Genomic DNA, 24,892 nt, shown 5'->3' on the forward strand with positions numbered 1-24,892 from the left:
TTTGGATCACCGATCACGTGCACACTGATCTCAAGAGAGAGCAGTGCTCTCGCAACCGAGATCGAGACCGACTCCAGCGGCGCCCGCGTCGCGCCACCCACACCCAGGAGATCCCCATGACCGCGAACGCCCAGTCCGGCTCGCCCTCCTCCCCCAGCCCCTACTACCTGAAGGGCAGCCGCCTCAACGTCCGCCTGAACGGCGTGATCGGCTGGCTCGCACGGCACGGCGTCAGCCTGATGGGGTCCGCCGAGCTCTCCGTGCGCGGCCGCAAGAGCGGCCAGATGCAGCGCATCCCGGTCAACCCGCACACGTACGGGGACGCGCAGTACATCGTCTCGGCCCGTGGGCACTCCCAGTGGGTGCGCAACATGCGCGTCGCCGGGGCCGGCGAGCTGCGCGTCGGGCGCAAGGTCCGTACGTTCACCGCGACCGAGGTGCCCGACAGCGAGAAGCTGCCCGTCCTGCGCAGCTACCTGGAGAAGTGGGGCTGGGAGGTCAACCAGTACTTCCAGGGCATCACCGCCAAGTCGACCGACGAAGAGCTGACCGCGGCCGCGCCGGACCACCCGGTCTTCCTCATCACGGTCGAGAAGTAGCCTCCGGATCGTCGTCGACCGACGGCGCGGCCGAGGACGCGGCCGCCGCTGCCGGCCGGTCCAGACGGCTCAGGACGCGACCCGCCATCGGATACGTCCTGACGATCTCGCCCAGCGTCGTCGAACCGCGGGTGATGCGGGCGAACGCCTTCCACGCGGGCCGGAACCCGGTGATCGCCGCGTGCAGCACCCCGGGCCTGCGCTCGAAGACCGTCAGCATCCGCTTGCCGACGCTCATCTCGACACCGAGGCCCGCCTTGACCGCGAACGCGTAGTTCAGAGCCTGCCGGCGCGCGTCCACCGCGTCGTGCGCCTCGGAGACGCGGACCGCCCACTCCCCCGCGAGGCGACCGGAGCGCAACGCGAACGAGATGCCCTCGCGGGTCCACGGTTCGAGAAGCCCCGCCGCGTCACCACAGACGAGTACACGGCCGCGCGAGAGCGGCGAGTCGTCGGCGCGGCAGCGCGTCAGATGGCCGGAGGAGACCGACGGTTCGAAGCCGGCGAGGCCGAGCCGGGCGATGAAGTCCTCCAAGTACCGCTTCGTGGCGGCGCCCTCGCCCCGCGCCGAGATCACTCCGACGGTCAGGGTGTCCCCCTTGGGGAAGACCCAGCCGTAACTCCCGGGCATCGGGCCCCAGTCGATGAGGACGCGGCCCTTCCAGTCCTCGGCGACCGTCTCGGGCACGGGGATCTCCGCCTCGAGGCCGAGGTCGACCTGGTCGAGCTTCACCCCGACATGAGCCCCTATGCGGCTGGCGCTGCCGTCCGCCCCCACGACGGCGCGGGCCAGGATCGTTTCGCCACCCTGGAGGATCACGGCGACCGTGCGACGGTCGGGCACGGCCGAGCCGTGCTGCTCGACCCGCGAGACCGTCGCCCCCGTGCGCAGTTCGGCGCCCGCCTTCTGGGCGTGCTCGACGAGCTGGTGGTCGAAGTCGGCGCGGTTCACCAGGCCGAAGAGCATGTGGCGGGAGCGCCGGGTGCGGGTGAACTTCCCGTCGAGGGAGAACGTCACCGCGTCGATCCGGTCCCGGAACGGCAGCTCGAACCCCGGAGGGAGCGCGTCCCTGGAGGGGCCGATGATGCCGCCGCCGCATGTCTTGTACCGGGGCAGTTCCGCCTTCTCCAGAAGGAGGACGCTGCGTCCGGCGACCGCTGCCGCATAGGCGGCGGAGGCGCCCGCGGGGCCGGCGCCCACAATGACGACGTCCCACACCTGCCCGCCGCCACCGGCGTCCGCCGCGTGCTCGCCCGTACCGTTGCCGCCCGCCGAGTTCTCGCTGCTCACGATGGTCTACTGCTCCCGATCCAGCCGCCTGCCGCACCTTTCCCAGGCATCCTACGGCGGTGTCCCGCCAACCCCCTGTGGGAGGATCGGCGCTGCATGCCCTGTGCACGAAACGCTCACGCACACCAGCCGACGGCGGACCCGCACGGACGCGTGCGAAAGCCGCATACGTATACACACGTGCAACGTCGCACCTACGAGGAGCGTTCCCATGTCACCGAATCCGATCGCCGAGACCGTCGCCTCGCTCATGCCCGGGGCCCGGACCGAGCTCGCCGAACTGGTGGCGTTCAAGTCGGTGGCGGACTTCGACCAGTTCCCGAAGAGCGAGAGCGAGGGCGCCGCGAACTGGGTGGCGGACGCGCTGCGCGCCGAGGGCTTCCAGGACGTCGCGCTGCTCGACACCCCGGACGGGACACAGTCGGTCTACGGCTTCCTGCCGGGCCCCGAGGGCGCGCCGACCGTCCTCCTGTACGCGCACTACGACGTGCAGCCGCCGCTGGACGAGTCGGCGTGGGTCACACCGCCGTTCGAGCTGACGGAGCGCGAGGACGGCCGCTGGTACGGGCGCGGCGCCGCGGACTGCAAGGGCGGGGTCCTGATGCACCTGCTCGCGGTGCGGGCGCTCAAGGCCAACGGCGGTGTCCCGGTGAACGTCAAGGTGATCGCCGAGGGTTCCGAGGAGCAGGGAACGGGCGGTCTCGAGCGGTACGCCGAGCAGCACCCTGAGCTGCTGAAGGCGGACACCATCGTGATCGGTGACGCGGGCAACTTCCGGGTCGGCCTGCCGACGGCCACGTCGACGCTGCGCGGCATGACGCTCGTCCGGGTCCGGGTCGACACGCTCGGGGGCAACCTGCACTCGGGTCAGTTCGGCGGCGCGGCCCCGGACGCGCTCGCGGCGCTGGTGCGGATCCTCGACTCGCTGCGCGCGGAGGACGGCTCGACGACGGTCGACGGTCTCGCGACCGACGCCGTGTGGGACGGTCTCCAGTACGACGAGGGCCAGTTCCGCGAGGACGCCAAGGTCATCGACGGTGTCGAGCTGATCGGTTCGGGCACGGTCGCCGACCGCATCTGGGCCCGCCCCGCCGTCACCGTCCTCGGCATCGACTGCCCGCCGGTCGTCGGCGCGACGCCGTCCGTGCAGGCCGGGGCGCGCGCCCTGATCAGCCTGCGGGTGCCGCCGGGCACGGACGCCGTGGACGCGACGAAGCTCCTCGTCGCGCACATCGAGTCGCACACCCCGTGGGGCGCCCGCGTCCAGATCGAGCAGATCGGGCAGGGCCAGGCGTTCCGAGCGAACACCGACAGCCCGGCCTACGCGGCGATGACGGAGGCGATGAGCGTCGCGTACGACGGTCAGGAGATGCAGTACGCGGGCCAGGGCGGCTCGATCCCGCTGTGCAACACGCTCGCGTCGCTGTACCCGGAGGCGGAGATCCTGCTGATCGGCCTGAGCGAGCCCGAGGCGCAGATCCACGCGGTGAACGAGAGTGTGTCGCCGCAGGAGCTGGAGCGCCTCTCGGTCGCCGAGGCGCTGTTCCTCCAGAACTACGCCGCGATCTGAGCCACGCGCGGCCGACACCTACGCCCCGGGCGGAACTCTTCTGCCCGGGGCGTAGCCATGTCCCCCGGACGGCCGCCCGTCCCTACGGTCGGCGTATGAGTGTCTACGCCATCACCGATGTGATCGAGATCGTCCCCCGGCTGCACCTGTTGCGCTTCCCGGTGGGGCAGGCCTATCTGTGGGACGACGGGGACGAGTTGACGCTGGTGGACGCGGGAGCCGCCGGCGCCGGGGAGGCGATCGCCGACGCCGTACGCGCGCTGGGCAGGCATCCGCGCGAGGTGCGCCGGATCGTCCTGACGCACTTCCACGAGGACCACGCCGGCGGCGCGGGTGAGTTCGCGGCGCTCAGTGGGGCGGTGGTGTGGGCGCACCGGCTCGACGCGCCGTTCGTACGCGGTGAACGGCCGGGTCCCGCCCCGGAGTTCGAGGACTGGGAGCGCCCGCTGCACGCCGAGGCGCTGAAGCTGCTCCCGCCCCTGCCGGAGGACCCTGTACTGCCGCGTGAGGTGAGGGAGTTGGCGGGCGGTGAGGTGCTCGACTTCGGCGGGGGCGCCCACGTCGTCGCGGTGCCCGGGCACACGGACGGCAGCATCGCGCTCCATCTGCCCCGTCACGGTGTGCTGTTCACGGGTGACGCCGTGGCGGCGTCCCCGTTGGACGGGCAGGTCATGCTGGGCGTGTTGAACCTCGACCGCCGCCGGTCCGTCGAGTCCTTCCGCACCCTGGCCTCGCTCGACTCCGACGTGGCGTGCTTCGGGCACGGCGACCCCGTGAGGAACGGGTCGGCGGCGGTCCTGCGCGAGGTGGCCGCGCGCCTGGACGCCGCGTAGTCACCCCGTACGGCGTCAGCCCACCGGCACTCCGGCCTCCAGGTAGAGGGCGGCGCCGCGCTCGCGGGCCCGCAGCGCCCAGCGCAGGCGCTCGTACCGCACGGGAGGCAGGAGTCCGGCGGCCTCCTGCTCGGTGACGAACCGCCAGCCGCGCAGTTCCGGGCCCGGGAGGATCATGCGGCGGGCCTCGGCGCCGTCGAGGCGCCCGCCGTCGAAGAGCAGTCGCAGGCCGCCGTACGCGGGTGGTGCGGGCGCCTCCCAGTCGATGACGAGCAGGCCGGGCAGCTCGGGGAGCTGGATCCCGGTCTCCTCGGCGACCTCCCGTACTCCGGCCCTGGCGGGGGCCTCTCCGGGTTCCACGACACCGCCGGGGAACTCCCAGCCGGCCTTGTACGTGGGGTCGACGAGCAGGACGCGGCCGTCCTCGTCGAAGAGCAGCACGCCCGCGGCGACGGTCTCCCCGGTGGGCTCGGGCGTCTGCACGATGTCGCAGGGCTCGACGGCGCCGGTGCGCACGGCCTCGGCGATGCGGACGGCCGCTTCGTACGCACTCAGCGCGCTGGTGTCGACGGGGTGGGCGTCGGTGGTGAGCCAGTCGGCCAGCGCGGTGCGGTAGGCCTCGATGCGGTCGTAGGACCACTGCCGGACGCGTATCTCGCCGTCGGGCGCCTCGGGCGGTGTCTCGTGGCGGGCCGTTCGCTCGCGCAGGATCGTTTCGGCCGGGGCCAGGAGCACGTGGCGTACGGGGATCCTGCGGGCGGCGAGACCGCCGAAGATCTCGTCGCGGTACTCCTGCCTGAGCAGGGTTGCCGGGACGACGAGAACGCCGCCCACCTCGGCGAGCAGCGCGGCCGCCGTGTCGACGACGAGCCGCCGCCAGATGCGCAGGTCCTGGATGTCGGTCACCTCGGCCAGCTGCTTGGCGGGCAGCAGCTGCGCCAGTTCCCCGCCGATCACGTCGGGGTCGAAGAGCGTGCTGTTCGGGATCAGCTCGATCAGTTCCCGTGCGGTGGTGGACTTCCCCGCACCGAAAGCACCGTTGATCCAGACGATCACGGTTCCCCCTCCTCCGTCGGCCCCCTGAGGCTTGCCCGCAACAGCGTGCGGCGGAAACCAGCACCTGATGGGGGCGCGCCTCGCGTACGCCTCGCGCACGTCACCGAGGTCCGCGAACCTGCCACGGGGGCCGCTTAGGATCCGCTCCGTGGACCTTCCCGAAGAGTTGATTCGCATGCAGCACGACGCCGACGACAAGGGCCGCACCCTGGAGCACCTAGATGACGGGGAGCGCCAGGCGCAGCGGGAGGCCTGGTTCGACGCGGCGGCCAAGGTCGAGGCCGCGGTCACCGCGTACGCGCAGGAACAGGGCCTGAACCGGCACGACGTGGAGAAGACCCTGCGCCAGGCCGCCCGCCGGCCGCACTCGCAGAGCTGACGCCGGACGGTGTACGGGAGCGCTCCCTCCATGAGGTGTGCCCGCGCGGCCGAGGGGATCCATGCGACAGGGTGAACACCGCCGCGGCGGCACGGACGCGCCCCCGGTGCCTCCGGTGGTCTACGAGACGGGTGACTGCGTCGTCGTCGAACTGCGCGGCGAGGTCGACATCGTGACGCTCCAGGGCTCCGTCGCCCTGCTCGAGACGGTGGCGGCGGGCCCGGCCGCCACCGTGGTGATCGATCTGACCCGCACCACATTCCTCGACTGCTCGGGCCTGACCCTCCTCCTGCGCACCCGCCGCCGCGTCGAGTCCCGCGGCGGCCGCCTCAGGCTGGTCTGCGACCAGCCCCTGACACTGCGCCTGCTGGAGGTGACGGGCCTGCTGCCGCTCTTCGCCCCGGCCCCGACCGTCGAGGCGGCGGTACGGCAGAGCTAGAGCGGCCGGCCCGGCTACCCCTTGCTCGACCCCAGCGTGAGTCCCGCGATGAAGTGCCTCTGCAGGAGCAGGAACACCAGGATCGTGGGGAGCGCCACGAGGACCGAACCGGCGGCCAGCAAGTTGTAGTCGGTGAAGAATTGGCCCCGGAGGTTGTTGAGGGACGAGGTGATCGGGAGCTTGTCGGGGTTCGAGATGAAGATCAGGGCCCAGAGGAAGTCGTTGTAGATCCAGGTGAATTCGAGCGTGCCGAGCGCGGCGAGTGCCGGGCGGCACAGTGGCAGCGTGATGCGCCAGAACTGCGTCCACAGCCCCGCGCCGTCGACGATCGCCGCCTCCAGGATCTCCTGGGGAAGAGTCCGCATGAAGTTCGCCAGGACGAAGACGCAGAATCCCAGCTGGAATCCGATGTTGACGATGATCACGGCCCAGTACGAGTCGTACATCGTCAGTGAGTCCGACATCCACCAGGGAAGCGGAATCTTCAGGAAGAGGACGTACAGCGGGGTGACGAGAACCTGGGGTGGCAGCAGGTTTCCCGCCGTGAAGAACATCAGGAGCACGATTCCGCCGCGCACCTTGATGCGCGACACCGCGAAGGCGACGAACGAGGCGAGGAAGAGCGTGATCAGGACGGCCGGGACCGCGATGATCAGGGTGTTCTTGAAGTACTCGCCCATCCCCGAGTCGCTGAGGGCCTCGCGGTAGTAGTCGAACGACAGGTGATCGGGCAGCGAGAAGTAGCCGTGCTGCGCCGTCTCCTCGTAGGGCCGCAGGGAGGCGTAGACCGCGAGCAGGAGCGGCGCGAGGAACGCCAGCGATACGGCCATGAGGAAGATGTGCACCCCGAACCGGCCGCGCCGGCGCGGGTGTTCACCACGCCGGTCGCCGCCGGCCAGGGAGCGGCCCCGGGCGGCGGGGGACGTCGTACGGATGTCGGCGGTCATCGGTCGCGCGCACCTCGCAGCTCTTGGACCAGGAACGTCACGATGAATCCCAGGGAGACCGTGAGGAGGACGACCGCGATGGCCGAGCCGAAGCCGATGCGGCTGGCCTCGCCGATGACGTTGTCCGTGATGAGGACGGACAGCAGCTCCAGGCCGTTGCGGCCCTTGTTCACGGCATAGACGATGTCGAAGGCGCGCAGCGACTCGATGACGGTGATGACGCCGACGATGACGTTGACGGGGCGAAGCGTCGGGAAGACGACGCGGAAGAAGGTCTGGCGGGCGTTCGCCCCGTCGATCGCCGCGGCTTCCTTCAGTGTCGGGTCGACGGATTTGAGGCCCGCGAGATAGAGGATCATCACGTATCCGGTGTGCCGCCAGCTCGCGGCCAGCATCATCATCCAGATGTTGAGGTCGGAGTCGCCCAGCCAGTCGATCGGGTTCTCGTGGTTGTCGAGAAGAGTGTTGACGACGCCCTGATCGGTGCCGAGGATCAGCTGCGCCATGAATCCGACGACGGCCAGTGAGAGCACGACCGGCATGTAGAGCGTCGACTGGTAGAAGCGGCTGAAGCGCACGCCCCGGTCGATGAGCACCGCGAGCAAGAGGCCGAAGGGTGTGGCGATCAGGCCGAGAAAGGCGAGCCACAGGAGGTTGTGGCGCACGGCCGGCCAGAACGGCGGATAGTTGTCGACGAGGTTCCGGTAGTTCTCTCCACCGACCCAGTGGATGTCTCCGATGCCGTCCCACGACGTGAAGGACAGGCCGATGGAGGCGAGTGTGGGACCCCAGATGATGACGATGTCGAGCAGTACGGGTATTCCCAGGAGCACGACGAGAACGGCGAGGTCACGGCGTGTGAATCGCCGTGACCTCCGCCGCCCTGCGCGCCGCGCGGTCTTCAGCGCCACGGAACGCATTCCCCCACCACTCAGCTGACGGCGGACGAGAAGATTTCCTTCTTCTGCCGCTCGATCCGGTTGACGAGGCCGTCGACGTCGTTCGGATTTCCGATGAAGTCCTGAAGCGCCTTGATCATCACGGTCTGCGCGAAGTCGGGCCGGGTGTCGCGGTCCATGAACTGCGATATCTGCTTGGCACCGGAGACGAGTTCGGCCGACTTCTTCTGCAGCGGGGTGTACTTGGACGTGTCGGCGCCGTCGTTCACGGCGACGTTGTTCGGGTCGCCGGCGAGGTAGATGTCCTCGGCCCCGGGAGTGCCGAGGTATTTGAGGAGTGCCTTGCCCGCTTCGACGTTCTTGGCCTTCTTCGCGATCAGGAAGCCGTCGATGGGAGCCTCCACCGCGTCCTGCCCGTACTGGGGGTCGATCTCCGGGAAAGCGAAGAAGTCGATGTCCGCGCGTTCGTTCTCCGGGAACTGCTGGCCCGGGTGCGGCATTCCGAAGACGGCCATGCCCGTCTGGCGCTTCTGCAGGCCCTGGGCGGCCTCCTCCCAGGTCCGGCCGAGGGCACCCTTCTGGTAGTACGGCATGAGTTCGCGCCAGAGGTCGAACACCTTCTTGACCTTGGTGTCGGTCCAGGCTTCCGTGCCCGCCATGAGGCCCTTGTGGAAGTCGTATCCGTTCAGGCGCATGTTGATGTAGTCGAAGGTGCCCATCGCGGGCCAGCCGTCCTTGTCGCAGAACGCGACCGGGGTGCCGTCCTTGTGCATCTGCTTCGCCAGGGCGATGAAGTCGTCCCAGTTCTTGGGCTGTTCGTAGCCCTGCTTCTCGAAGAGGCTCTTCCGGTGGAACACGGCCCACGGGTAGTAGTAGTACGGCACGAAGTACTGCTTGCCGTCGTGCGTGGACTGGTCCTTGAGCGCCGGCGAGAAGCCCTTGAAGCCCTTCCAGACGTCGTCGACGTCCGTCAGGAGGCCCTTCTCGGCGAAGTACTGCATGCGATAGCCGGCGAACCACATGAAGACGTCGTCCGGGGTGCCCTGGAGATAGCGCGTGATGTTCGTCTGGAACTCGTTGTGATCCGTGGTGTTGACGTCGACCTTCTTGCCGGACTTCTTCTCGTACGCCGTGAAGGCCGCAGCGAACGCCTTCTTCGGCACCGCGTCCGAGGAGTTGGACCCCACGGTGACGGTCTTCTTGTCGCCGCCCGGGCCGTCCCCACACGCCGTGAGCAGTGCCGGAAGCGTGAGCGCACCGGCGCCCACCGCCGCGCCCCGCAGGAGACCCCGACGGGACATCCGATGTCCTGTCGCGCTCCCGGGCGCGCCAGAACCGTAGAACGATGACTGTGCCATGTCCCCCTCCTGGGGCCGCAACCCAACACAACCGAACGCGAGGGTTGGATCTCACTCCCAACTCTGGACAGCGTCAAGGGTTCTGACGGGACATCGGGCAACCGTTACCGCATCTCTTCCAACAGAGTCCAACACGGCCTACCGTAAACGCGCGCCACTGACGCGAACATGACGTCATCCCACCTTCCGCGAGTACGGAGGAACGTAACAATGCGTCACCTTCCCACCCGCACCTCCCGCACCATCCGCCGAAGAGTCGTCGGAGCGTTGGCCACCGGGCTGCTGTGTGCCGCGGGCGTCACGGCACCGGCCGCGGTCGCCGGCCCGCCGACATCCGGCGCGTCCGGCTCGCAGGGCGCAAGCGCTCAGGAGGCTTCGCCCACGCTCGACGACGGGCTCGCGCTGACCCCTCCCATGGGCTTCAACAACTGGAACTCCACGCACTGCCGCGCCGAGTTCAACGAGGCGATGGTCGAGGGCATCGCCGACATCTTCGTGGAGAAGGGCCTCAAGGCCGCGGGCTATCAGTACGTCAACCTCGACGACTGCTGGGCCCTGCCGCAGCGCGACGCGAACGGCAAACTCGTGCCGGACCCCGCGCGCTTCCCGAACGGCATCAAGGCCGTCGCCGACTACGTCCACTCCAAAGGCCTCAAACTCGGCATCTACACGAGCGCGGGCACGAAGACGTGCAGCGACATCGGCTTCCCGGGCGGCCTCGGTCACGAGTACAGCGACGCCCAGCAGTTCGCCGACTGGGGCGTCGACTACCTCAAGTACGACAACTGCAACAACCAGGGCGTCGACGCCAAGCAGCGCTACCGCACGATGCGTGACGCCCTGAAGGCCACGGGACGGCCCATCGTCTACAGCCTCTGCGAGTGGGGTTCCAACAAGCCGTGGGAGTGGGCGGCCGACGTCGGCCATCTGTGGCGCACCACCGGTGACATCAGTGACAGCTGGGGCTCGATGCTCTCCCTGATGAAGCAGAACCTGCCGCTCGCGCAGTACGCGGGGCCCGGGCACTGGAACGACCCTGACATGCTCGAGGTCGGCAACGGCGGCATGACCGCGACCGAGTACCGCACGCACTTCTCGATGTGGTCGATCATGGCCTCACCGCTGCTCATCGGCACCGATCTGCGCAAGGCCTCCGCCGAGACCCTCGACATCCTCAGCAACCGCGAAGTCATCGCCGTCGACCAGGACCCGCTGGGCAAGCAAGGAACGGTGCTCTCCTCCGAGGGCGGGCGCTGGGTCGTCGCCAAGGAGATGAAGGACGGCAGCCGCGCCGTCGCCCTCTTCAACGAGTCGGGCAACGCACAGCGGATCGCCACGTCGGCCGACGCGGTCGGACTGCCGCACGCGAGCGCCTACACACTGCGCGATCTGTGGCAGCACAAGAGCTACAACACGGCCGGGGCCATCTCGGCGACCGTGCCCGCCCACGGGACCGTACTGGTACGGGTGGCCGCCGACGGCAAGTGGGCCGCGAACCCGCCCGCCGTCGAACTCGGCCTGGGCGGCGCGCCGTTCGTCGAGGCCGGCAAGGCGGCCCGGCTCACGACGTCCGTCACCGATCTCGGCCGCACGCCCGCACGCAAGGTGTCCGTCGCGCTGAGCGGGCCCTCCGGATGGAGCGTCAGGCCGGTCTCGCCGACCGGCGCCGGATCCGTACCGACGGGCAAGGCCCTCACCACGTCATGGACCGTGACCGCGCCGGCGGGGACCGCGACGGGAGCGTACGACCTGTCCCTCAAGGCCACGTACCGCTCGCCGGGCGGTGTGCGCGTCCAGAGCGTGCTGCCGCTGACCACGCACGTGGTGGTCGCGCCACCGGCCGGAGCGTCGTCACTCGGCGATCTGCCGTGGCTGTCCACGACGAACGGGTACGGGCCCGTCGAGCGCAACACCAGCAACGGCGAGAGCGACGCGGGGGACGGGCATCCGATCACCATCGGCGGCGTCGTGTACCAGAAGGGGCTCGGCGTGCACGCGGACAGTGCCGTCGAGTACTACACGGGCGGCTCGTGCGAACGCGTCAGCGCGAGTGTGGGCGTCGACGACGAGAAGGGCACGAAGGGGACCGTGACGTTCGAGATCTGGGCCGACGGCAAGAAGGTGGCATCGACCGGCACCCTCACCAACGCGGACGCGGCCGAGCCGCTGTCGGCCGACGTGAGCGGGGCACAGGCGGTACGCCTCGTGGTGACCGACGCCGGCGACGGCGTGGACTCCGACCACGCGGACTGGGGGGACGCGACGCTCTCCTGCTAGAGCGTCAGCCGGAGCCGGGGTGGGCCACATGTCCGCCCCGGCTCCGGCCACCCTGGAACGACGTGAAGACGTCCAGACGTCCAGACGTCCAGACGTCCAGGTAAATGACCCGCGCCTCAGAGCGCCGACACGTCCCGGTCGCGCGTGAGCGCCGCCGCCGCCGCGCCCACAAGGCCCGCGTCCGTGCCCATGCGGGCGGGAGCCACCGTGAGGCGCTGCACGAACGACAGCGTCGCGTAGTCACGCAGCGAGCGGCGCAATGGCGCGAAGAGGACCTCTCCCGCCTTCGCCACTCCCCCGCCGATCACCGCGATGTCGATCTCCACGAGCGTGGCCGTCGCGGCGATGCCCGCGGCGAGCGCCTGGGCGGCACGCTCGAAGGAGGCGATGGCGACCCTGTCTCCCCCGCGCGCGGCCGAGGCCACCGCAGCGGCCGACAGGTCGCCGTCCGCGCCGGGGCGCCAGCCGCTGTCCAGCGCGCGGCGCGCGATGTTCGGCCCGCTCGCGATCCGCTCGACGCAGCCGCGCGCCCCGCACGGGCACGGGTCCCCGTCCAGATCCACGCTGATGTGGCCGATGTGGCCCGCGTTGCCCGTGGGCCCCGGGTGCAGCTTGCCACCGAGGATCAGGCCGCCGCCGACGCCGGTGGAGACGACCATGCACAGCGCGTTGTCATGGCCTTGCGCAGCGCCCTGCCAGTGCTCGGCCGCCGTCATCGCCACGCCGTCCCCGACCAGTTCGACCGGCAGACCCCCGGTGACCGCGCTGACCCGGTCCACGAGCGGGAAGTCGCGCCAGCCCGGCACGTTGACCGGACTCACCGTGCCCGTGGAGGCGTCCACCGGACCCGCGCTCCCGATGCCGACGGCCCCCGCCCGCACCCACAGCGGGGCGGCGGTCAGCTCGCGCAGCACGTCCTCGACGGCCCGCATCACCGTGTCCCCGTCCTCCTTGGCCGGAGTCGGCCGCTGCGCGCGCAGCAGGATGCGGCCGTGGTCGTCCACCAGGGCCCCGGCGATCTTGGTGCCGCCGATGTCGAGCGCGGCGACGAGGTCGGTCTGCATCAGTGTGAGGTCCCCTGGTGAAATGGCAGGTCGGATATGCGATGGATAGTCTCTCTCGCATCTGACAACGTTGTCCAGGGCCTATGCTCGACGCCACATCCCCATACAGCATCATGAACCCCCTGGAACCGCAGCGACGACAGGACAGGACAGCCCACCGTGGACCGCACCGCCCGCCGCCCAGACAGCCGTTACGGCAACCGCCCGACCATGAAGGACGTCGCGGCGCGCGCCGGAGTGGGCCTCAAGACGGTGTCCCGCGTCGTCAACGGCGAACCGGGAGTCACCCCCGACACCGAACGCCGCGTCCAGGAGGCCATCGAGGCCCTGGGCTTCCGCCGCAACGACAGCGCGCGCGTCCTGCGCAAGGGCAGGACCGCGAGCATCGGCCTGGTGCTCGAGGATCTGGCCGACCCCTTCTACGGACCGCTGAGCCGCGCCGTCGAGGAGGTCGCCCGCGCCCATGGCGCGCTGCTCATCAACGGATCGAGCGCCGAGGACCCGGAGCGCGAGCAGGAGCTCGTCCTCGCGCTCTGCGCCCGCCGGGTGGACGGGCTCGTGGTGATCCCGGCCGGTGACGACCACCGCTACCTGGAGCCCGAGATCGCCGCCGGTGTCGCGACCGTGTTCGTCGACCGTCCCGCCGGGAAGATCGACGCGGACGTGGTCCTTTCCGACAGCTTCGGGGGCGCGCGTGACGGCGTCGCGCATCTGATCGCGCACGGCCACCGCCGTATCGGCTTCATCGGTGACCAGCCGCGCATCCACACCGCCGCCGAGCGTCTGCGCGGCTACCGGACCGCGATGGAGGACGCCGGGATAACCGTCGAGGACGCGTGGATGTCGCTCGGCGTGACGGATCCGGAGCGGGTGCGGCGCGCCGCGGAGGAGATGCTCGCGGGCCCCGATCCGGTCACGGCGATCTTCGCGGGCAACAACCGTGTGACGGTGACCGTCGTACGGGTCCTGTCCGAGGTGGACCGCCCCGTGGCGCTGGTCGGCTTCGACGACATCGAGCTGGGCGATCTACTGCGCCCCGGCGTGACGGTCGTCGCGCAGGACGCCGCGCAGCTGGGCCGGACGGCCGCCGAGCGGCTGTTCCGGCAGCTCGACGGGGTGTCGCTGGTGCCGGAGCGGATCGAGCTGCCGACCCGGCTGATCACCCGCGGCTCGGGCGAACTGCCCCCGGCCGACTGACAGTTGTCCTGTCGGACGGCCAGGCGCGGACAGCCAGCAGACGGGGTGCGCAGTTCCTTGAGGGCGACCTCGCGGCCGAGCACCTCGTTTCGACCGCGCGCCACACGGCTCCCATGCCGCCGCGGCCGAGCTGTTCCCACACCCGGTACCGCCCGGCGAGGAAGCGGCCGCCTCCGCCCGTCTCTTCCTGATCCCCCGAAGACACCGCTGCCCCGTCCTTGTGACGCCAGTTTGAGTGGCGTACAGCCTACGGGGCAGCGGTGACAGGACCGGATGTGCGCGACAGGACCGGGACGGTCAGCGCTCCTGCGCGGTCAGGTCGCCGCGGCGCGGACCCGCGAAGCCCTGCAGGCGGGCCAGGGTGAGGCCGGTGATCCGGGTGACCTCGCCCGTGTCGAGGGCGCCGCAGTCCAGGCCGCGCAGCAGATAGCCGGCGAGCGCCTTGGCGGTGGCGGGCTCGTCCGCCACGTCGCCGCCCTCGTGGTGACCGGCGTAGGCGGCCAGGCGCGCGGCGGCCGACTCGAAGCCCTCGCGGTAGAAGGCGAAGACCGCGGCGTAGCGCGTCGGGATGTGGCCCGGGTGCATGTCCCAGCCCTGGTAGTAGGCGCGGGCCAGGGCGCGGCGGGTGAGGCCGTAGTGCAGGCGCCAGGCGTCGTGGACCTTCGCGGTCGTGCCGACGGGCAGGACGTTGGTGGAACCGTCCGAGACGCGGACGCCGGTGCCGGCGGCGGCCACCTGCATGACGGCCTTCGCGTAGTCGGCGGCCGGGTGATCGCTGGCCTGGTAGGCGGCGCTGACGCCGAGGCAGGCGCTGTAGTCGAAGGTGCCGTAGTGCAGTCCGGTCGCGCGGCCTTCGGCGGCGTCGATCATGCGGGCGACGGCGGCGGTGCCGTCGGCGGCGAGGATGGACTGGCTGGTCTCGATCTGGATCTCGAAGCCGAGGCGCCCCGCCTCGAGTCCGTGGGCCTTCTCGAACGCCTCCAGGAGCCGGACCATGGCGGTGACCTGCTCCGGGTACGTCACCTTGGGGAGCGTGAGCACGAGCCCGTCGGGGAGGCCGCCCGCCTCCATGAGGCCGGTCAGGAAGATGTCGAGGGTGCGGATGCCCCGGTCGCGTACCGGCTCCTCCATGCACTTCATGCGGATTCCCATGTACGGGGCGGCGGTGCCGTTCTTGTACGCCTCGGCGACGAGACGGGCGGCGCGGGCGGCGTCCTGGTCCTCGTCGGCGCCCTTGTAGCCGTCCTCGAAGTCGATGCGCAGGTCCTCGACCGGCTCGCGCTCCAGCTTGGCGCGTACGCGCGAGTGGACGGCCTCGGCGAGGTCGTCGCCCAGGCCGAGGACGGCGGCGAAGGAGGCGGCGTCCGGGGCGTGTTCGTCGAGCATCGCCAGGGCCTTGTCGCCCCACGTACGGATGCTGTCGGCGTCGAACTGCTCGCCCGGGATGTACACGGTGTGGACGGGCTGCCGGGTGCCGGGGTCTCCGGGGTAGCGGCGCTCCAGCTCCGCGTCCACCGGGGCGAGGGAAGCGCTGATGCCCTCGCTGACCGCTCCGGCGAGGCTCGTTGCCACCTTCTCTTGCTGACCCATTCCTGCACCCTCCACACTCTCGACGTTCCAGAGTTTCCGCTTCACGGAATCAATAATCCGTATAGCGAAGTTATCTGCGTGCGCCATCTGCGTCAATGGTCCCCCGTACGCGAACGGGGCCGCGCGGTGAAGATCACCACGCGGCCCCGTTGCCGTGATCGGCCCGGAGAAGCTCAGCCCTTGCGGGTGTTGACTTCCTCGGTGAGCTGGGGGACGACGTCGAAGAGGTCGCCGACGACGCCGTAGTCGACGAGGTCGAAGATCGGGGCTTCGGCGTCCTTGTTGACCGCGACGATGGTCTTGGAGGTCTGCATGCCGGCCCGGTGCTGGATCGCGCCGGAGATACCGTTCGCGATGTACAGCTGCGGGGACACACTCTTGCCGGTCTGGCCGACCTGGTTGGAGTGCGGGTACCAGCCCGCGTCGACCGCGGCGCGGGAGGCGCCGACCGCCGCGCCGAGGGAGTCGGCGAGGGCCTCGATGATTCCGAAGTTCTCGGCGCCGTTGACGCCGCGGCCGCCGGAGACCACGATCGCGGCCTCGGTCAGGTCCGGACGCCCCGTCGAGGCACGCGGCGTGCGCGCGGTGACCTTGGTGCCCGTGGCCTGCTCGGAGAACGACACGGCCAGGGCCTCGACGGTGCCGGCCGCGGGGGCGGACTCGACCGGGGCACTGTTGGGCTTGACGGTGATGACCGGGGTGCCCTTGGAGACACGGGTGGTGGTGGTGAACGAGGCGGCGAACGCCGACTGGGTCGCGACCGGGCCCTGCTCACCGGCCTGGAGGTCGGTGGCGTCGGTGATGACACCCGACCCGACCCGCACGGCCAGACGCGCCGCGATCTCCTTGCCCTCCGCCGAGGACGGCACCAGCACCGCCGCCGGGGACACCGCCTCGTAGGCGGCCTGCAGCGCATCCACCTTCGGCACGACCAGATAGTCGGCGTACTCGGCGGCATCATGGGTCAGGACACGGGTCGCGCCGTGCTCGGCGAGCGCGGCGGCCGTGTCGGCGGCACCCGCACCCAGCGCCAGGGCGACGGGCTCACCCAGACGACGCGCCAGCGTCAGCAGCTCAAGGGTGGGCTTGCGGACGGCACCGTCCACGTGATCGACGTAGACCAGAACTTCAGCCATGGGACTTCTCCTGCATGCGAAAGAGTGAGACGGAAGGGGACAGCGGGGCTAGATGAACTTCTGGCCCGCGAGGAACTCGGCGAGCTGCTTGCCGCCCTCGCCCTCGTCCTTGACGATCGTGCCCGCGCTGCGCGCCGGACGCTCGGCCGCCGCGTCCACGACCGTCCACGCACCCGCCAGACCCACCTCGTCGGCCTCCAGGCCCAGATCCGACAGGTCCCACGACTCGACCGGCTTCTTCTTCGCCGCCATGATCCCCTTGAACGAGGGGTAACGCGCCTCGCCCGACTGGTCGGTCACCGACACCACCGCCGGGAGCGAGGCCTCCACCTGCTCCGAGGCCGTGTCACCGTCACGACGGCCCTTGACCACACCGTCCTCGACCGACACCTCCGACAACAGCGTCACCTGCGGCACACCCAGCCGCTCCGCCAGCAGCGCCGGCACCACACCCGCCGTACCGTCCGTGGAGGCCATACCGCAGACCACCAGATCGAACCCGGCCTTCTCGATCGCCTTCGCCAGCACCAGCGACGTGCCCACGATGTCCGTGCCGTGCAGATCGTCGTCCTCGACATGGACCGCCTTGTCCGCGCCCATCGACAACGCCTTGCGCAACGCGTCCTTCGCGTCCTCCGGACCCACCGTCAACACGGTGATCTCCGCATCGTCCGCCTCGTCCGCGATCTGCAACGCCTGCTCGACCGCGTACTCGTCCAGCTCCGACAGCAGCCCGTCCACATCATCACGGTCCACCGTCAGGTCCTCAGCGAAATGCCGGTCCCCCGTCGCGTCCGGCACATACTTCACGGTGACAACGATCCTCAAGCTCACGCCGGCTCTCCTACTGCAATCGTCTTTACTGGGCGGCCTTGCTCCCTGCAGGCAGCATAGGCGTCCGAAGCGGACTCTCCCGGTCGGGGCGGCCCGCGCCCCGAACGAAATATTACTCGTCAGTACACCCAGCATTTGCCCGCTAAGCAAGCGCTTTGAACTGTGATCCTAGTCGCGCAGACCGTTGAAGCGGCCCTGGTGGTAGACGAGCGGCCGACCGGCTCCCGCGGGGTCCCCGACGACGGCCTCGGCAAGCACGATGCGGTGGTCTCCGGCGGGCACGCGCGCGATCACCCGGCACACCAACCAGGCCAGCACGCCGTCGAGTACGGGCACGCCCTCCGGGCCCTCGTGCCAGCGCGTGGGCTCCCCGAAGCGGTCGGCGCCGCTCTTCGCGAACGTGGCGGCCAGATCCTGCTGGTGCTCGCCGAGTATGTGGACGCCGATGTGTTCGGCCTCGGAGACGACGGGCCAACTGGAGGCGCCCAGGCCGATGCCGAACGAGATGACGGGAGGCTCGGCCGACACCGACGTCAGGGAGGTGGCGGTGAAGCCCACCGGGGCGGCGCCCCGGGCGGTGATCACCGCGACTCCCGCCGCGTGCTGCCGGAAGACCGAGCGCAGCAGGTCGGGCGATGCGGTGGTGGCGGTGCGGAGATCGGGCGTGGCCGTCATGGAGTTGTCCTTCTGCCGGAGGGGTGCGAGCGGGATCCGTGGCTGCTCAGGAGCCGGGACAGCGCGCACTCGCGCAGCGGGCGAGGTCCACATGGACACGCTCGAAGAGAAGGAGTTCCGTGGGCATACAGTCAGGCTGACGATAGGTGGTGCGTGCAGTCAAGGGCGTCCCGCCATCTGGGAGAAGCGTCACCACGAAGTCACCCCCCGTCAGACCGCCTCCCCGAGCGCGGCGATGACGTCCGCCTTGCGCGGCTGACCGGAGGCGCGGCGCACGATGTGTCCGGACGCGTCGAGGACGAACACGGTGGGCGTCTTGAGGACGCCGAGTTCCCTCACGAGGTCGAGCCGGTCCTCGGCGTCGATCTCCACATGGGCCACGCCGGGAACCATTTCGGCCACTTCGCCGAGCACGCGCCGGGTGGCCCGGCACGGGGCGCAGAAGGCGCTGGAGAACTGCACGAGCGTGGCCCGCTCCCCCAGCTCCTCGCCCAACTTCGCCGCTCCGAGAGCCGCTTCGCCCTGCCGCACCTTCATCCTCCCGCTCCGCCGCCGTTGCATCAGCCCGAAGACGCTCGCCGCGGCGAGCACGGCCACACACACCACAAGTCCGGTCATCGTTCCAGTGCAGCATTCACGAGACCGCAAAGATTCCCCGGGTCCGCGCGGCGCACCATTGCGGAATGCTGGGTTCATGGACATCGATGTGAGAGGACCGCGGTTCGGCGCCGCGGTCACGACGGTCGTACTGGCCCTGGTGCTCGTCACGGGCAGCGCCTGGCTCCTGGCGTGGCAGACGCTGTGTTTCGCGCTCGGCGCGGCGGGCGGGGTGGGGCGTTCTCCCTACGCGTGGCTGTTCCGTACGGCGGTGCGACCGCGGCTCGGGCCGCCCACGGAGTTCGAGGCTCCGCAGCCGCCGCGGTTCGCGCAGTTCGTCGGGCTCGTCTTCGCGCTCGCGGGCCTGGTGGGCCTGATGTGGGGGCCGGGCTGGCTGGGGCTCGGGGCGACGGCCCTCGCACTGGCGGCGGCGTTCCTCAACTCGGTGTTCGGCTACTGCCTGGGGTGCGAGATGTACCTGCTCCTGCGGCGTGGCGCGGCACGATTTGGCTGATCAACGGGTTGCGGGGATCGCGCCGGAGTGACGAGGATCTCGCGCCCTGCCGGAACCAGGACTGGCTACTCAGCCGTTGATGGGGCACGATCTGCGCTAGCCACAAAACCTACGGCTGCGTAACTTCCCGCCGGGAGCCCCCTCCCCAGGCAGAGATGAAGGGTCCTCCCCCTCCATGGCAGAGCTCGTCTACCGTCCGGTCATCGGCGCGGCCCGCACGATGTTCAAGGCGCTCGATCTGAAGATCGACGTCAAGGGCGCGGAGAACATTCCGCGCTCCGGCGGCGCGGTCCTGGTCAGCAACCACATCAGCTACCTGGACTTCATCTTCGACGGTCTCGCCGCGCTGCCGCAGAAGCGCCTGGTGCGCTTCATGGCGAAGGAATCGGTCTTCCGGCACAAGATCTCCGGTCCGCTGATGCGCAGCATGAAGCACATCCCCGTGGACCGGAAGCAGGGCGAGGACGCGTACGCGCACGCCCTCGACTCGCTGCGCTCCGGTGAGGTCATCGGCGTGTTCCCCGAGGCGACGATCTCGCAGTCGTTCACGCTGAAGAGCTTCAAGTCGGGTGCCGCGCGCCTGGCCCAGGAGGCCGGTGTGCCGCTGATCCCCATGGCGCTGTGGGGTACGCAGCGCCTGTGGACGAAGGGCCACCCGAAGAACTTCAGGCGTGAGCACATCCCGATCACGATCCGGGTCGGCGAGCCGATGGAAGCCCCGCGCGACCAGTTCGCCGGTGCGATCACGCGGCGCCTGCGCGAGCGTGTGCAGGAACTCCTCGAGGCGGCGCAGCGCGCGTACCCCGTACGCCCCAAGGGTCCGGACGACACCTGGTGGATGCCCGCGCACCTCGGCGGCACCGCGCCCACCGCGGCAGAGGTGAAGGCCGCCGAGGCGAGCTGAATCGGTACTGCAGACGTGCCGCGGGCCCACCGCGGTGCGTCTACTCCGGCGCGTGGACGGCGATCCGCGCGCCGGGGCTGAACTTCTCCAGGAGTTCGGCGAGTTCGGTGCCGGCCGCCGCCACGTCGCAGTGCGGCCCCATCGCCTCCAGCAGGAAGAGCGCGTTGACCGATTCCTCGGTGAGGCGCGTGCGCGTGCCCTGGCGCCAGTTCCAGCGGCGGCAGGTCACGCCGTCGTCGTCGCACCAGACGACCTCGCCCGCGTCGGGCTGCTCCACGACGTCCGCGCCCCCGGCCACGGTGGCGAAGCCCTCTTCGCCGGTGGCCCTGACGAGGCGCATCCCTCCCTTGATGTGGTCCAGATCCTCGCCGCCGACCGGGATCAGATGGGCCACGCTGATCGCGTTGTAGACGTCGACCAGGGTGTTGATCCGCGGCAGTCCGCCGTCCGCGAGAGCCCTCTTGGCCAGCGCCTCCGCGGAGTTGCGGGTGCGGGAGGGCTTGGCGCCGAAGGCCGTGTAGGCGGCGCGCCAGGCCACCATGTGCGGGTCCTCGTGCGGGGCGCGTCCGTCGAGGCGTGCGGCGAGGCGGCGTGCGGCGTCGTCGAGAAGGGCCGAAGTCCCTTCCCCGCTGGGGCTGTTGACCAGCCCGTGCGCCTCGATGGCGACGTGCCGGAAGTCGGGTGCGAGGGTCCGTACCTCGTCGGACACGGTGAGGTGGAGGGTCATCGTCCGCCTTGCTGTTCGGGGTGCGCTTGCTGTTTCAGAGTGCGTCGGGGAGGTGTTCCCACAGGTACGGCCGGTCGGGGGCGTCTCGCAGAGCGCGCAGCACGGCCGGGGCCGGTACATCAAAGAGTACCGGATAGTCCACCTCATTGGACTTCGCGTCCACGGCGAAGGCCAGCCGCTCGCCGTCGAGGGAGAACTGGGCGTCGACCCCGGGCTTGTTCCCGCGGCAGTCCTGCCGGTGCCAGGCCCCGCGGAAGCGCACGGCGACCATGCCGTGCAGCACGTGCCCGGTCCCGGCGTCGTGTGTCAGCCGCTGATAGCAGAGCGCGGCGGGGATGTCCTCGGCGCGCAGGAGCGCGGCCAGCGCGTGGGACTTGGCGTGACAGATGCCCGTGCCCTGCTCCAGGACGTCCGAGGCGCGCCAGGTGACGCGGAGATCCCCGCTGTCGGCGGAGTGCGGAATGGTGTCACGCACGAACTCATAGGCGGCCTGCGCGTATGAATATGAGTCGGAGGCCTGGGCGGCGAGGCGCTCGGCGGTCTTCCGTACCAGTGGATGGCGATGGTCGATGACCTCGTCGGCCGCCAAGTAGGCCGACAGGTCAGGGTTTTTCTGGATCAGCTGCATGGACGGGGAGCATAGAAATGCGACCGACCGCGCGTCAATGACTTTACGGTCGATCGCATATCCATGCAGGGATGCGGGAGACTCAGGTGAGTCCGGAGGGGCCGCCTAGCGGGCCATTTCCTCCTTGAGGGCGGCGACGAAACCGTCGACGTCCTCCTCGCGGGTGTCGAAGGCGCACATCCAGCGGACGTCGCCGGCCGCCTCGTCCCAGAAGTAGAACCGGAAGCGCTTCTGGAGGCGCTCGCTGACGTCGTGCGGCAGCCGCGCGAAGACGGCGTTGGCCTGCACCGGATAGAGGATCTCGACGCCGTGGACGGCGCGGACCCCCTCGGCGAGGCGCTGGGCCATCTCGTTGGCGTGCCGCGCGTTGCGCAGCCACAGGTCCTTGGCGAGCAGGGCCTCCAACTGCACCGACACGAAGCGCATCTTGGAGGCGAGCTGCATCGACAGCTTGCGCAGGTGCTTCATGTGGCTGACGGCGTCCTGGTTGAGGACGACGACGGCCTCGCCGAACAGGGCGCCGTTCTTCGTGCCGCCCAGCGACAGGATGTCGACGCCGACCGCGTTCGTGAACGTGCGCATCGGCACGTCGAGCGAGGCGGCCGCATTGGCTATGCGGGAGCCGTCGAGGTGCACCTTCATGCCGCGCTCGTGGGCGTGGTCGCAGATCGCGCGGATCTCGTCGGGCGTGTAGAGCGTGCCCAGTTCGGTGTTCTGCGTGATCGAGACGACCTGCGGCATCGCGCGGTGCTCGTCGTCCCAGCCGAAGGCCTGCCGGTCGATGAGCTCGGGCGTGAGCTTGCCGTCCGGGGTCGGCACGGTGAGCAGCTTGAGGCCGCCCATGCGCTCCGGGGCCCCGCCCTCGTCCACGTTGATGTGCGCGGACTCGGCGCAGATCACCGCGCCCCAGCGGTCGGTGACCGCCTGGAGCGCGACGACGTTGGCACCGGTGCCGTTGAAGACCGGGAACGCCTCGGCCGTGGGGCCGAAGTGGGCGCGGATGATCTGCTGGAGGTTCGCCGTGTAGTCGTCCTCGCCGTACGCGATCTGGTGACCGCCGTTGGCGAGGGCGAGGGCCGCGAGGATCTCCGGGTGCGCGCCCGCGTAGTTGTCGCTCGCGAAGCCGCGCACGTCCGGGTCGTGATGCCTGCGGGCGTCGGTCTTCGGAGGATTCACGGCTTCTCGGTCAGCCACAGACGGGTCCCGTTCAATTCCTTGGCGGGCCGGTCCCAGACGCCGGCGATGGCATCGGCCAGGTCCGTGACGTCCGTGAAGCCCGCGAACTTCGCGTTGGGTCGCTCGGCGCGCATCGCGTCGTGCACCAGCGCCTTCACCACCAGGATCGCAGCCGCCTGCTGCGGCCCCTCGTCGCCCCCCGCCTTGCGGAAGGCGTCGCCGAGGGCCAGCGTCCAGGCCTCGGCTGCGGCCTTGGAGGCCGCGTACGCCGCGTTGCCCGCGGTCGGCTTGCTGGCGCCCGCGGCGCTGATCAGCAGGAAGCGTCCGCGGTCGCTGCGCAGCAGGGCGTCGTGGAACGCGAGGGAGGTGTGCTGGACCGTACGGATCAGGAGCTTTTCGAGCAGCTCCCAGTCGGCGAGGTCGGTCTCGGCGAAGGAGGCACTGCCGCGCCAGCCGCCGACGAGGTGGACCACACCGTCGACGCGCCCGAAGTCCTTCTCCACGTGGTCCGCCCAGTCGCGGGTCGCCTGCAGGTCGAGCAGGTCGACGGTGTCACCGATGACGGTGGCGCCGCCGTGCGCGTAGCGCGCCGCGTCCACGGCCTCCGCCAGGCGTGTGGCGTCCGCGTCCGCTCCGACGACCGTCGCGCCCGCCTCGGCGAGGCGCAGCAGCGTCGCGCGGCCCGCGGGTCCCCCCGCGCCCGCGACCGCGATGACCGCTCCGTCCAGCGTGCCGTTTCCGTTGCCTTCGGCCATGGCCGTCGCCTCCTCGTCGCGAGCGCTCACGCGGCGGCCTGCTCGGCGCCCGCAGCGGTGATCCCCTTGGTGGAGGCGATCACGTTCTTCAGCTTCTTGGACAGTGCCTCATAGAACATGCTCAGCGGAAACTCGTCCGGAAGCACGTCGTCGACGAGTTTGCGCGGCGGCAGGCTCAGGTCGAGGGCGTCGGGGCCCTTGGCCCAGCGGGAGCCGGGGTGCGGGGCGAGGTACTGGGACACCAGGTCGTACGCGGCGAACCAGTGCACCAGCTTCGGGCGGTCGATGCCGTCGCGGTACAGCTTCTCGATCTCGGCGCACAGCTGGTTGGTGACCTGCGGGGCACGCTCCCAGTCGATCTGGAGCTTGTTGTCGGTCCAGCGCACCACGTCGTGCTTGTGCAGGTACGCGAAGAGGAGCTGGCCGCCGAGTCCGTCGTAGTTGCGCACGCGCTCGCCGGTGACCGGGAAGCGGAACATCCGGTCGAAGAGGACGGCGTACTGCACGTCGCGGCCCTGCGGGAAGCCGTCGGCCTCCAGCTTCACGGCCTCCTTGAAGGCGGTGAGGTCGCAGCGCAGCTCTTCGAGGCCGTACATCCAGAACGGCTGGCGCTGCTTGATCATGAACGGGTCGAACGGCAGGTCGCCGTGGCTGTGGGTGCGGTCGTGCACCATGTCCCACAGCACGAAGGCCTGCTGGCAGCGGTCCTGGTCGGAGACCATCTCGCGGATGTCGTCGGGCAGTTCGAGCCCGAGGATGCCGACGGACGCCTCGGTGACGGCGCGGAAGCGGGCCGCCTCACGGTCGCAGAAGATGCCGCCCCAGGAGAAGCGCTCGGGCGCCTCGCGCACGGCGATGGTCTCCGGGAAGAGCACGGCCGAGTTGGTGTCGTAGCCGGCGGTGAAGTCCTCGAACGTGATCCCGCAGAACAGCGGGTTGTCGTAGCGCGTCGCCTCCAGCTCGGCGAGCCACTCGGGCCACACCATGCGCAGGACGACGGCCTCCAGATTGCGGTCCGGGTTGCCGTTCTGCGTGTACATCGGGAAGAGGACCAGGTGCTGCAGTCCGTCCTCGCGGTGCGCGGCGGGCTGGAAGGCCAGCAGCGAGTCGAGGAAGTCGGGGACCTGGAAGCCCTCCTCCGCCCAGCGGCGCAGGTCGGCGACGAGCGCCGAGTGGTACGCGGCGTCGTGCGGGAGCAGCGGGGAGAGCTGCTCGACGGCGGATATCACGCGGTCGAGCGTCAGCTCGGCGACGGCCTTGGACGGGGCGCCCTCGGCGGCGAAGTCGATGGAGCCGTCCTTCTGCTGCCAGGGCCGGACCTCCTCCACGGCGGCCTTGAGCAGGGGCCACGCCGGGTGTTCCACCACCCTGGTTTCGGGGCTTCCCCCAACCATCTCCGGAGGAACCTTCCCCTCCACGCCCGACTGCACAAGAATTTCCGTCATTA

The 24,892-nt window shown here is 70.1% G+C and carries 25 protein-coding genes and 1 pseudogene; 9 read left to right on the top strand and 17 right to left on the bottom strand.

What is annotated here, in order from left to right:
* Window positions 1-116 precede the first annotated feature (116 nt).
* Window positions 117-599, top strand: a complete 483-nt coding sequence (locus LGI35_RS08550; protein WP_227293293.1) for a nitroreductase family deazaflavin-dependent oxidoreductase — start codon at window positions 117-119, stop codon at window positions 597-599.
* Here the strand turns inward: LGI35_RS08550 and LGI35_RS08555 are convergent.
* Window positions 583-1,890: a geranylgeranyl reductase family protein gene (locus tag LGI35_RS08555; RefSeq protein ID WP_376219476.1), complete on the bottom strand. Its 1,308-nt coding sequence runs from the start codon at window positions 1,888-1,890 to the stop codon at window positions 583-585. The genes LGI35_RS08550 and LGI35_RS08555 overlap by 17 nt on opposite strands.
* Window positions 1,891-2,101: 211 nt before the next feature.
* Between LGI35_RS08555 and LGI35_RS08560 the strand changes: the two genes are divergently transcribed.
* Entirely contained in the window at window positions 2,102-3,460 is a 1,359-nt protein-coding gene (locus LGI35_RS08560) for a dipeptidase (protein WP_227293294.1), read from the top strand.
* 95 nt (window positions 3,461-3,555) lie between these two features.
* Window positions 3,556-4,293, top strand: a complete 738-nt coding sequence (locus tag LGI35_RS08565; protein WP_227293295.1) for an MBL fold metallo-hydrolase — start codon at window positions 3,556-3,558, stop codon at window positions 4,291-4,293.
* Between the two features lie 15 nt (window positions 4,294-4,308).
* On the opposite strand, the gene LGI35_RS08570 is transcribed toward LGI35_RS08565, so the two are convergent.
* A complete protein-coding gene (locus LGI35_RS08570; protein ID WP_227293296.1) occupies window positions 4,309-5,349 on the bottom strand; it encodes an NUDIX hydrolase in 1,041 nt (346 codons plus the stop codon).
* Window positions 5,350-5,497: 148 nt separating this feature from the next.
* Between LGI35_RS08570 and LGI35_RS08575 the strand changes: the two genes are divergently transcribed.
* Both LGI35_RS08575 and LGI35_RS08580 read left to right on the top strand, forming a co-directional pair.
* Window positions 5,498-5,728 carry a hypothetical protein gene (locus tag LGI35_RS08575; RefSeq protein ID WP_227293297.1) on the top strand — a complete coding sequence of 77 codons (231 nt, stop codon included), beginning with the start codon at window positions 5,498-5,500 and terminating at the stop codon, window positions 5,726-5,728.
* Between the two features lie 61 nt (window positions 5,729-5,789).
* Window positions 5,790-6,167 carry an anti-sigma factor antagonist gene (locus tag LGI35_RS08580; protein WP_227293298.1) on the top strand — a complete coding sequence of 126 codons (378 nt, stop codon included), beginning with the start codon at window positions 5,790-5,792 and terminating at the stop codon, window positions 6,165-6,167.
* 14 nt (window positions 6,168-6,181) lie between these two features.
* Here LGI35_RS08580 and LGI35_RS08585 read toward each other — a convergent pair whose 3' ends face one another.
* Genes LGI35_RS08585 through LGI35_RS08595 form a run of 3 tightly spaced genes read right to left on the bottom strand, consistent with a single transcriptional unit; the run spans window position 6,182 to window position 9,314 of the window.
* On the bottom strand, window positions 6,182-7,114 hold the full coding sequence (locus LGI35_RS08585; protein WP_227293299.1) for a carbohydrate ABC transporter permease: 933 nt from the start codon (window positions 7,112-7,114) through the stop codon (window positions 6,182-6,184).
* Window positions 7,111-8,034, bottom strand: a complete 924-nt coding sequence (locus LGI35_RS08590; protein ID WP_376224992.1) for a carbohydrate ABC transporter permease — start codon at window positions 8,032-8,034, stop codon at window positions 7,111-7,113. The genes LGI35_RS08585 and LGI35_RS08590 overlap by 4 nt, the downstream gene beginning before the upstream one ends.
* Before the next feature lie 11 nt (window positions 8,035-8,045).
* Complete coding sequence (locus LGI35_RS08595) at window positions 8,046-9,314, bottom strand: ABC transporter substrate-binding protein (RefSeq protein WP_227293301.1); 1,269 nt, start codon at window positions 9,312-9,314, stop codon at window positions 8,046-8,048.
* 267 nt (window positions 9,315-9,581) lie between these two features.
* Between LGI35_RS08595 and LGI35_RS08600 the strand changes: the two genes are divergently transcribed.
* The gene (locus LGI35_RS08600; protein WP_227293302.1) at window positions 9,582-11,648 is read left to right on the top strand and encodes an NPCBM/NEW2 domain-containing protein; all 2,067 of its coding nucleotides are present in this window, start codon (window positions 9,582-9,584) and stop codon (window positions 11,646-11,648) included.
* A 116-nt stretch (window positions 11,649-11,764) separates the two neighbouring features.
* Here the strand turns inward: LGI35_RS08600 and LGI35_RS08605 are convergent, their stop codons facing one another.
* Window positions 11,765-12,712, bottom strand: coding sequence for an ROK family protein (locus LGI35_RS08605; protein ID WP_227293303.1), 948 nt, complete (start codon window positions 12,710-12,712; stop codon window positions 11,765-11,767).
* Window positions 12,713-12,871: 159 nt separating this feature from the next.
* On the opposite strand from LGI35_RS08605, the gene LGI35_RS08610 reads away from it, so the two are divergent.
* Entirely contained in the window at window positions 12,872-13,909 is a 1,038-nt protein-coding gene (locus LGI35_RS08610) for a LacI family DNA-binding transcriptional regulator (RefSeq protein WP_376224993.1), read from the top strand.
* Between the two features lie 17 nt (window positions 13,910-13,926).
* On the opposite strand, the pseudogene LGI35_RS46580 reads toward LGI35_RS08610, so the two are convergent.
* The 6 genes and pseudogenes from LGI35_RS46580 to LGI35_RS08635 all read right to left on the bottom strand — a co-directional run.
* Window positions 13,927-14,114: pseudogene (locus LGI35_RS46580) on the bottom strand (serine/threonine-protein kinase); the annotation flags it as partial.
* Between the two features lie 92 nt (window positions 14,115-14,206).
* Window positions 14,207-15,499: a DUF6986 family protein gene (locus LGI35_RS08615; protein WP_116500357.1), complete on the bottom strand. Its 1,293-nt coding sequence runs from the start codon at window positions 15,497-15,499 to the stop codon at window positions 14,207-14,209.
* Window positions 15,500-15,672: 173 nt separating this feature from the next.
* The gene (locus tag LGI35_RS08620; protein ID WP_227293304.1) at window positions 15,673-16,635 is read right to left on the bottom strand and encodes an electron transfer flavoprotein subunit alpha/FixB family protein; all 963 of its coding nucleotides are present in this window, start codon (window positions 16,633-16,635) and stop codon (window positions 15,673-15,675) included.
* A gap of 48 nt (window positions 16,636-16,683) precedes the next feature.
* Window positions 16,684-17,469 carry an electron transfer flavoprotein subunit beta/FixA family protein gene (locus LGI35_RS08625; RefSeq protein ID WP_227293305.1) on the bottom strand — a complete coding sequence of 262 codons (786 nt, stop codon included), beginning with the start codon at window positions 17,467-17,469 and terminating at the stop codon, window positions 16,684-16,686.
* A 168-nt stretch (window positions 17,470-17,637) separates the two neighbouring features.
* Entirely contained in the window at window positions 17,638-18,144 is a 507-nt protein-coding gene (locus LGI35_RS08630) for a flavin reductase family protein (RefSeq protein ID WP_227293306.1), read from the bottom strand.
* A gap of 210 nt (window positions 18,145-18,354) precedes the next feature.
* Window positions 18,355-18,762, bottom strand: coding sequence for a TlpA family protein disulfide reductase (locus LGI35_RS08635; RefSeq protein WP_227293307.1), 408 nt, complete (start codon window positions 18,760-18,762; stop codon window positions 18,355-18,357).
* Window positions 18,763-18,838: 76 nt separating this feature from the next.
* On the opposite strand from LGI35_RS08635, the gene LGI35_RS08640 reads away from it, so the two are divergent.
* Both LGI35_RS08640 and LGI35_RS08645 read left to right on the top strand, forming a co-directional pair.
* Window positions 18,839-19,255 carry a DUF4395 domain-containing protein gene (locus LGI35_RS08640; protein ID WP_227293308.1) on the top strand — a complete coding sequence of 139 codons (417 nt, stop codon included), beginning with the start codon at window positions 18,839-18,841 and terminating at the stop codon, window positions 19,253-19,255.
* A 175-nt stretch (window positions 19,256-19,430) separates the two neighbouring features.
* Complete coding sequence (locus LGI35_RS08645) at window positions 19,431-20,159, top strand: lysophospholipid acyltransferase family protein (protein ID WP_227293309.1); 729 nt, start codon at window positions 19,431-19,433, stop codon at window positions 20,157-20,159.
* Window positions 20,160-20,199: 40 nt separating this feature from the next.
* Here the strand turns inward: LGI35_RS08645 and LGI35_RS08650 are convergent, their stop codons facing one another.
* From LGI35_RS08650 to LGI35_RS08670, 5 genes are all read right to left on the bottom strand, one after another.
* Window positions 20,200-20,886, bottom strand: a complete 687-nt coding sequence (locus tag LGI35_RS08650) for a B3/B4 domain-containing protein (protein WP_227293310.1) — start codon at window positions 20,884-20,886, stop codon at window positions 20,200-20,202.
* A 34-nt stretch (window positions 20,887-20,920) separates the two neighbouring features.
* A complete protein-coding gene (locus LGI35_RS08655) occupies window positions 20,921-21,514 on the bottom strand; it encodes a transglutaminase-like domain-containing protein (RefSeq protein ID WP_227293311.1) in 594 nt (197 codons plus the stop codon).
* Window positions 21,515-21,619: 105 nt separating this feature from the next.
* Window positions 21,620-22,690, bottom strand: coding sequence for a threonine aldolase family protein (locus tag LGI35_RS08660; RefSeq protein ID WP_100598786.1), 1,071 nt, complete (start codon window positions 22,688-22,690; stop codon window positions 21,620-21,622).
* Window positions 22,687-23,445 (bottom strand): SDR family NAD(P)-dependent oxidoreductase, encoded by a 759-nt coding sequence (locus tag LGI35_RS08665; RefSeq protein ID WP_116500344.1) that lies wholly within the window; start codon window positions 23,443-23,445, stop codon window positions 22,687-22,689. Before LGI35_RS08665 ends, LGI35_RS08660 begins: the two co-directional genes overlap by 4 nt.
* A 26-nt stretch (window positions 23,446-23,471) precedes the next feature.
* Entirely contained in the window at window positions 23,472-24,890 is a 1,419-nt protein-coding gene (locus LGI35_RS08670) for a DUF6421 family protein (RefSeq protein ID WP_227293312.1), read from the bottom strand.
* Between the last annotated feature and the right edge of the window lie 2 nt (window positions 24,891-24,892).

It is taken from the genome of Streptomyces longhuiensis (assembly GCF_020616555.1).
Lineage (GTDB): Bacteria > Actinomycetota > Actinomycetes > Streptomycetales > Streptomycetaceae > Streptomyces > Streptomyces longhuiensis.

What these genes read in the sequence shown, in the direction of transcription:
- LGI35_RS08645 (WP_227293309.1), top strand. Translation starts at nt 19,431, where the DNA reads ATGGCAGAGCTCGTCTACCGTCCGGTCATCGGCGCGGCCCGCACGATG.
- LGI35_RS08665 (WP_116500344.1), bottom strand. Translation starts at nt 23,445, where the DNA reads ATGGCCGAAGGCAACGGAAACGGCACGCTGGACGGAGCGGTCATCGCG.
- LGI35_RS08630 (WP_227293306.1), bottom strand. Translation starts at nt 18,144, where the DNA reads ATGACGGCCACGCCCGATCTCCGCACCGCCACCACCGCATCGCCCGAC.
- LGI35_RS08670 (WP_227293312.1), bottom strand. Translation starts at nt 24,890, where the DNA reads ATGACGGAAATTCTTGTGCAGTCGGGCGTGGAGGGGAAGGTTCCTCCG.
- LGI35_RS08620 (WP_227293304.1), bottom strand. Translation starts at nt 16,635, where the DNA reads ATGGCTGAAGTTCTGGTCTACGTCGATCACGTGGACGGTGCCGTCCGC.
- LGI35_RS08550 (WP_227293293.1), top strand. Translation starts at nt 117, where the DNA reads ATGACCGCGAACGCCCAGTCCGGCTCGCCCTCCTCCCCCAGCCCCTAC.
- LGI35_RS08635 (WP_227293307.1), bottom strand. Translation starts at nt 18,762, where the DNA reads ATGACCGGACTTGTGGTGTGTGTGGCCGTGCTCGCCGCGGCGAGCGTC.
- LGI35_RS08590 (WP_376224992.1), bottom strand. Translation starts at nt 8,034, where the DNA reads ATGCGTTCCGTGGCGCTGAAGACCGCGCGGCGCGCAGGGCGGCGGAGG.
- LGI35_RS08655 (WP_227293311.1), bottom strand. Translation starts at nt 21,514, where the DNA reads ATGCAGCTGATCCAGAAAAACCCTGACCTGTCGGCCTACTTGGCGGCC.
- LGI35_RS08605 (WP_227293303.1), bottom strand. Translation starts at nt 12,712, where the DNA reads ATGCAGACCGACCTCGTCGCCGCGCTCGACATCGGCGGCACCAAGATC.
- LGI35_RS08640 (WP_227293308.1), top strand. Translation starts at nt 18,839, where the DNA reads ATGGACATCGATGTGAGAGGACCGCGGTTCGGCGCCGCGGTCACGACG.
- LGI35_RS08600 (WP_227293302.1), top strand. Translation starts at nt 9,582, where the DNA reads ATGCGTCACCTTCCCACCCGCACCTCCCGCACCATCCGCCGAAGAGTC.
- LGI35_RS08585 (WP_227293299.1), bottom strand. Translation starts at nt 7,114, where the DNA reads ATGACCGCCGACATCCGTACGACGTCCCCCGCCGCCCGGGGCCGCTCC.
- LGI35_RS08650 (WP_227293310.1), bottom strand. Translation starts at nt 20,886, where the DNA reads ATGACCCTCCACCTCACCGTGTCCGACGAGGTACGGACCCTCGCACCC.
- LGI35_RS08615 (WP_116500357.1), bottom strand. Translation starts at nt 15,499, where the DNA reads ATGGGTCAGCAAGAGAAGGTGGCAACGAGCCTCGCCGGAGCGGTCAGC.
- LGI35_RS08595 (WP_227293301.1), bottom strand. Translation starts at nt 9,314, where the DNA reads ATGTCCCGTCGGGGTCTCCTGCGGGGCGCGGCGGTGGGCGCCGGTGCG.
- LGI35_RS08565 (WP_227293295.1), top strand. Translation starts at nt 3,556, where the DNA reads ATGAGTGTCTACGCCATCACCGATGTGATCGAGATCGTCCCCCGGCTG.
- LGI35_RS08580 (WP_227293298.1), top strand. Translation starts at nt 5,790, where the DNA reads ATGCGACAGGGTGAACACCGCCGCGGCGGCACGGACGCGCCCCCGGTG.
- LGI35_RS08560 (WP_227293294.1), top strand. Translation starts at nt 2,102, where the DNA reads ATGTCACCGAATCCGATCGCCGAGACCGTCGCCTCGCTCATGCCCGGG.